This window comes from Glutamicibacter nicotianae (assembly GCF_006539525.1).
Taxonomy (GTDB): Bacteria; Actinomycetota; Actinomycetes; order Actinomycetales; family Micrococcaceae; genus Glutamicibacter; species Glutamicibacter nicotianae.
Window position 1 is genome coordinate 1 of the sequence record NZ_BJNE01000032.1, and the last position, 6,410, is coordinate 6,410.

Annotated in this window: 6 protein-coding genes; 5 read left to right on the forward strand and 1 reads right to left on the reverse strand. The window is 66.3% G+C overall.

Annotation, left to right across the window (positions count from 1 at the left end; genetic code table 11):
• A partial coding sequence (locus tag ANI01nite_RS17250) for an alpha-amylase family glycosyl hydrolase (RefSeq protein WP_443093368.1) occupies nt 1–145 on the reverse strand: 145 nt, incomplete at its 3' end.
• Nucleotides 146–281: 136 nt separating this feature from the next.
• Here ANI01nite_RS17250 and ANI01nite_RS16500 point away from each other — a divergent pair.
• The 5 genes from ANI01nite_RS16500 to ANI01nite_RS16520 all read left to right on the forward strand — a co-directional run bounded on the left by ANI01nite_RS16500 (nt 282) and on the right by ANI01nite_RS16520 (nt 6,315).
• Nucleotides 282–1,490 (forward strand): ROK family protein, encoded by a 1,209-nt coding sequence (locus tag ANI01nite_RS16500; RefSeq protein ID WP_170214683.1) that lies wholly within the window; start codon nt 282–284, stop codon nt 1,488–1,490.
• Nucleotides 1,491–1,890: 400 nt separating this feature from the next.
• Nucleotides 1,891–3,609: a type 2 periplasmic-binding domain-containing protein gene (locus ANI01nite_RS16505; RefSeq protein WP_141359346.1), complete on the forward strand. Its 1,719-nt coding sequence runs from the start codon at nt 1,891–1,893 to the stop codon at nt 3,607–3,609.
• Nucleotides 3,610–3,682: 73 nt separating this feature from the next.
• Entirely contained in the window at nt 3,683–4,642 is a 960-nt protein-coding gene (locus ANI01nite_RS16510; RefSeq protein WP_141359348.1) for an ABC transporter permease, read from the forward strand.
• A gap of 10 nt (nt 4,643–4,652) precedes the next feature.
• Entirely contained in the window at nt 4,653–5,636 is a 984-nt protein-coding gene (locus tag ANI01nite_RS16515) for a carbohydrate ABC transporter permease (RefSeq protein WP_038992587.1), read from the forward strand.
• A gap of 10 nt (nt 5,637–5,646) precedes the next feature.
• Nucleotides 5,647–6,315, forward strand: coding sequence for a YesL family protein (locus ANI01nite_RS16520; protein WP_121866131.1), 669 nt, complete (start codon nt 5,647–5,649; stop codon nt 6,313–6,315).
• Nucleotides 6,316–6,410: the final 95 nt, after the last annotated feature.

Below are 6,410 nucleotides of genomic sequence, written 5' to 3' on the forward strand. Positions count from 1 at the left end.
GTGAGGTCACGCCCTTCAGATCCCCGATGCCGTCTCCGTTGGCGTCGGCGAAGGAGCGCGGGTAGATCTGGTAGACGGAGGCCTGGCGCCACCACAGGGCGTCATCCAGGTCGTTGCGGGCCACGGAGGAGTCGGCGGCAAGCATGGAAGTCATGGAAGGTTCCTTCTCTGGGTCTTGGAGTGGCGCACCCGGGCCGCCGGCGCCCTGGCCGGAGACGAGCTGGGTGGGAGGGAATCTAGATTTAGATACTAAATCTAGATCTTGGGGCACAATGAAGAGCATGTCAAGTGAAACGACGGGTGAGCGTTCGGGAGGCCGGACGCCGGTCACCTCAACCCAAGCGGTCAGGGACCTGAATTCCTCGCTGGTGCTGGACCACTTCTGGCAGGCGCCGGCCGATGCCGGGTTGATCGCCACGGATCTGGTCGCCGGCACGGGGCTGACCCGGTCAACCGTCCTGGCCATCGCCGATGAGCTGCGCGAAGCCGGCTGGCTCCACGAGGACCGGGCTCCGAGCCTGGTTCCGGGCCGTGGCCGCCAGGCACGCCGGTTCACCTTCAACAAGCAGCGGTGCCTGGTGGTTGCGTGCGACATCGGCTATCGTTCGGCCACCTGCGTTGTGGCCGACCTGAAGGGCGAGCTGCTCGGTCGGGCGAGCCGCCGCTTCGATGGCCGGGAGGCGGCCGTGGACCGCACCGGCGAGGTGCTCGAAGCCGTCGTCGAGGCGCTGCAGTCGGCGCAGGTCGCGCCGGAGCGTGTGCAGGCCGCCTGCTTCGGCCTGGCCGCCCCCATCGACCGGCATGGCGAGCCCTATCCGGGCAACCCCTTCTGGGATGCGGTGCGCCTGGACTTCCAGCGGCTTCGGGACTTCGCGCCCGGCTGGATCTGGGCGGTGGAGAACGATGCGGATCTGGCGGCCATGGCGGAGATCAGCCAGCCCGGGCGCCAAGGACTGGATTCCTCGGTGACCCTGCTGGCCGGGGAATGGCTGGGTGCCGGCATCGTCATCAACGGCGAGGTCTTCCGCGGCGCCAACGGCGGCGCGGGGGAGATGGCCTTCCTGGAGCGCGTCTCCGGTGTCGGCAGCAGCCTGGGGCCCTCCGCGGTGGCCCGCACCGCCCTCGGCGAGGCGCTGGTCGCGGGCCAGAACTCGGTGCTCGAGGGGCAGTGGCGCCCCTCGCTGGCGGCCATCGCCGACGCCGCGGCCTCTGGGGACCGGGCGGCCCGCGAGGCCATTGCGCGGACCGAGGAGCAGCTGGCCCTGGCCATCTCCACGCTGAGCGGCTTTTTGGATCCAGGCACCGTCATCATCGCCGGCGGCAATGCCGGGGTGCTCGCCCCCTTGCTCGAGCGCATCCAGGATCGGCTGGCGCAGCTCGTGGCGTTCCCTCCAGCGCTCCAGGCTTCCTTGCTGGGGCGCGACGTTGTGCTGCTCGGGGCCGTGCAGCGTGCGCTTGCCGCGGTGCGCGCCGCGGCCCTGGAAGCCTAGCCGCCGCTCTTCGTCCCGGCGTGCAGAGCCTGCGCCGGGGCGTCTTCCTGCCCATCGGGCAATCCGTTCTGCCCGCCTGCGCGTGGCCCATCGCGCATGGCCTGCGCCACACGTGGATGTCGCCCCGGTCACAAAAATCCCTTGACGAGCCCGCGGCTCCTGCTCTATTCTCTAAAACCAGCACCTAAATTTAGGTTCTAAATCTGGAAATTGACGCGACGCCTGGGCTCCATGCAGCGGGGAGAGGCGCGCGAAGACATCATTGCGCAGGCCCGGCGCCGCACCGGCGGACGAGGCGCCTGCAACTACTCGCATCCACGGTCGGCGGCCTCGGCGCGCTGGCCCCCAAACCAGGCGATCCATGCGGGGCACGCGACGCGCATCGCCATAAGGAGAGGTCATGTCAACAAGCAACCCAACCCGTTTCAAGGCCACCGTGAAGGGCGCCTTGGCCATGGCCGGCATCGGCGCCCTGGCCTTGACCGGGTGCACGCCCAGCGGGGCCAAGGAGTCCTCGGGCACTCCAGTGGTCACCGTCCAGGTCGTCAAGGACGCCCGGACCAAGGCCATGGCTGAGCTGCCATGGACCAAGGACCTGGAGGCGGCCTGCGGCTGCACCATCGAATGGCAGGAGACCGCGAGCTCCTCGTGGACCCAGCAGAAGCAGGCTTCCCTGGCCGCCGGCGAGGTGGCCGACGTGACCATCGGCGGCTACGGATCGGGCGACTGGGGCGACTACAGCAGCCTCTTCCTGGACCTGGCCCTCGAACTGGGCAGCATGCCGAACCTGGCCGCCACCTTCGAGAAGGCCCCCTACGCCCGTGTGTCCTCCGAATGGGATGGCAAGGTCTTCGGTGCCCCCGGCGTGAACACCGGGCTCATGGCGAATTCGAGCGCCCACATGTTCATCAACAAGCAGTGGCTCGACGAGCTCAAGCTGCCCGTGCCCGAAACCTGGGACGAGCTGAAGAGCACCCTGGAAGCCTTCAAGAGCAAGGATCCGAACGGCAACGGCAAGGCCGACGAGGTGCCGCTGGACTTCATGGCGCCCGAAACCGGCGGATGGGGCTGGTTCAACCCGAACGTGCTGCTGGGCAGCTTCGGCCTGCCGCTGAGCGCCGGCGGAGGCGCAGGCAGCGGCATGTACGCGCAGGACGGGAAGATCCAGAACTACCTGACCGATCCGTCCTACAAGGAGTTCATCTCGTACCTCGGCGAGCTGTGGGAGGCCGGAGTGATCTCCAAGGACGCCTTCACCCACGATTTCTCCAAGTACATCTCCGGGCTCAAGGGCCAGGGCAAGACGGCCACGGTGGGCATGACCTTCTGGTGGACCCCCTCCGACGCCTTCGGCTCGAAGCTGGCCGACCAGTACATCGCGCTGCCGGCCCTGAAGGCCGACTCCGGCTCGGACGCCCCGCGCACCTGGTGGTTCAACGGCGACAGCCTGAACTACATCCCCAATAAGATCTCCGTGGCCGCCAACGTCAAGGAGAAAGAAGCGGCCCTGAAGATCGTGGACGCCTTCTACACCTCGGACATCGGCATCCAGGCACGCTACGGCTCCTTCGACGTCGGCGTGAAGAAGAACGGCGAAAAGGACTACACCGTGCTGCAGCCGGCCGATGAGACCAAGAACGCCTCGGACTGGCAGTTCCAGAACTCGCTCTCCGACGGCGCCCCCGGATGGTTCGTGCAGCCCGGCGTGAAGCTGACCCTGCCCGCCGAGCAGTTCGAGGTGCGCGGCGTGGAAGAGGTCTACGAACAGGACATCGCCAACATCGACCTGAACTCCGATGTCATCTACGGCGGCGTGTCCTTCACGGCCGACGAGGCCCGTGAGTACTCGCTGAACGACACCGGCATCACGCAGACCGCCATGAGCAAGTTCGCCCAGTGGGTCACCAAGGGCGGGATCGACGCGGAGTGGGACGGCTACGTCAAGGACCTCGAAAGCAACAACCTCAAGCGGCAGATCGAGCTGCAGCAGGCCGCTTACGATCGCTACCTGCAGGTCATGCAGGAGAAGAACGTCGACCTGAACGCCGAGCTGAACCCGGAGCTGACCTTCGCGGAGAATGCCGACGGCACGGCGACGATCAGCAACGAATCGAAGTAGCCCTTCAGGCCGCCGTGCCGGGTGCGCCCAGCGTGCCCGGCACGGCCCGCCACCGAGCCCAGGAGGACTCGCAATGACAAGCCGCATCACCGAAGAGGCCGTGGTTGCCGCCTCGGTCCACGCCCTGCGCACGGAACCGAAGCGCCGGCGCCTGGCCGAGCACTTCAGGCGCTACTGGCAGCTGTGGGCCATGACGCTGCCGGCCATCGGATTCATCATCGTCTTCGCCTACATCCCGATGTACGGCATCCAGCTCGCCTTCCGCGAGTTCGATGTGACCAAGGGGCTGACCGGAGGGGACTGGGTCGGGTTCAAGTACTTCGAGCAGTTCTTCAACAACCCGCAGTTCGGGCAGATCATGCTCAATACGGTCAACATCAGCCTGTGGACCCTCGTGATGGGCTTCATCGCGCCGATCATCCTGGCGATCCTGATCAACCAGATCGCCAGCCCGCGGATCAAGGGCTTCACGCAGACCATCACCTACATGCCGCACTTCATCTCAACCGTGGTCATGGTGGCGATCCTGCAGATCTTCCTGGCTCCGGGCAGCGGCATCATGGGCCGCTTCTTCGGGGACACCAGCCTGCTGGGCGATCCCGGGGCCTTCGCCCACCTGTACTGGATCTCCGAGGTGTGGCAGCACACCGGTTGGAACTGCATCATCTACCTCGCGGCGCTCTCCTCGGTGGACACGGCACTCTACGAGGCGGCCAAGATCGACGGCGCCGGGCGACTGCAGCTGATCCGGCACGTGGACATCCCGGCCCTGCTGCCCACCGCCGGCATCCTGCTGATCCTGAACATGGGCAGCGTGCTGGGGGTCGGGTTCGAGAAGGTCTTCCTCATGCAGAACACCTTGAACATCATGTCCTCCGAGGTCATCTCCACCTACGTCTACCGGGTCGGCATCCTGGGCAACCAGTTCTCCTACTCGACCGCCATCGGGCTGTTCAACGCCCTCGTCAACTTCGCGTTCCTGATCCTGGCGAACTACATCGCCAAGCGCGCGAGCAACACCAGCATCTTCTAGGAGCGGGACAATGAGCAACATCACCGGAACTCTGGACGGCGCTCCGGCGCCCAAGGTCCGGCCGCGGCGGCCGGGCGCACCGAAAACGCCGCGCACGAAGCGGCGCATCCAGCAGCGCACCGCGGGGGACTGGGCGGTGGACATCGTGCTCGGCGTGCTGATCGCCTTGATCCTCGCCGCGGTGATCTACCCCCTGTGGTTCATCGTCGTGGCCTCCTTCTCCGATCCGCGCGCCGTGGCCACCGGCGAGGTCACTCTGCTCCCGCAGGGCTTCGGGCTGACCGGATACGAGATGATCCTGGCCGATGATCGCATCTGGACCGGCTACCGCAACACGATCCTCTATTCGGTGCTCGGCACGGCGGTGAACCTGCTGGTCACCCTCCCCGCCGCCTTCGCGATGTCGCGGCGCGAGTTCCGCCCGCGCCGCATCATCATGTTCCTGTTCGCCTTCACCATGTTCTTTGGCGGCGGGCTCATCCCTATGTTCCTTCTGGTCAAGCAGCTGGGCCTGCTGAACAACATGTGGGTGTTCATCCTGCCCACCGCCTTCTCGGTGTTCAACATGATCATCGCCCGCTCATTCTTCGAGACCTCCATCCCCGAGGAGCTGCGCGAGGCCGCGGCCTTGGACGGGCTGAGCTACTTCGGATACTTCCTGAAGATCGTGATCCCGCTCTCGAGCGCGATCATCGCCGTAATCGGCCTGTACTACTTCGTCGGGCACTGGAACGACTTCTTCACCGGCCTGATCTTCATCCGCGACCAGGAGCTGCAGCCGCTGCAGAACGTGCTGCAGCAGATCCTGATGGCCAACCAGTCCAGCGCCGGGGCCGGGGGCTCGCTCGGGCAGTCCGCCGGCGATGCGCAGAACCTGGCGGACCAGATCAAGTTCGGGGTCATCATCGTCTCCACGCTGCCGATCCTGGTGCTCTATCCGATGCTGCAGAAGTACTTCAACAAGGGCGTCATGATCGGTGCCGTGAAGGGTTGAGCGGGCAGCGATGAAGAATTTCGCAATGGGCTACGAATTCCTGGCCCGCATCATCCTGATGGTCTTCGTGCTGAATGCTGCGGTGGTCGCCTTCACGCTGCGCGGGCTGGTCGTGGCCGGCTTCTTCCCCTCGGTGGCCGCCTGCTATGCCAGCTGCCGCAGCTGGGTGCTTTCGGAAGACCGCCGCTGGACCGTCGCGCAGACCTGGCGCACCTTCGGGATGGCCTGGAAGCAGGAACGTCGCGTCGCGAACCTGGCCGGCTGGCCGCAGCTGCTCATTGGCCTGCTGCTGGCCTGGGACTACTACCTGGTGAACTGGAACGACATGGGGGCCGCCGGCGTCGCGGCCTCCGGGCTGGTGCTGCTGGCCAATGCACTCTACTGGCTGTTCGTGCTGGTGTTCTGGGCGGTGGCGGCCAATTTCGAGGAGCGGCCGTGGTGGCTCGTGCGCACCTCGCTGCAGCTGGTGCTGGCCCGGCCCTGGTGCAGCCTCATGCTGGCCTCGATGCTCGGGCTGACGGCGTGGGCGTGGGCCACCTGGCCCGGGATCCTGGTGGCCTTCGGCCTGGCCACCCCGATCTTCCTGGTGGTGCTGTGCGTGCATTGCTTCGGGCGGCTGCCCGGGATGGATGCACGGGAGCCGCAGAGGGCCGCAACCCCGGCGGGGCAGCCGGCTTAGCCCGGGTATTTCATGAAGGCGACAATGGCCGGGAAAATTGTCTCTGGCGGTAGGCAGCGCCGGCTGTTGATCCCCGAAAGTGCACCAGAAGCGCA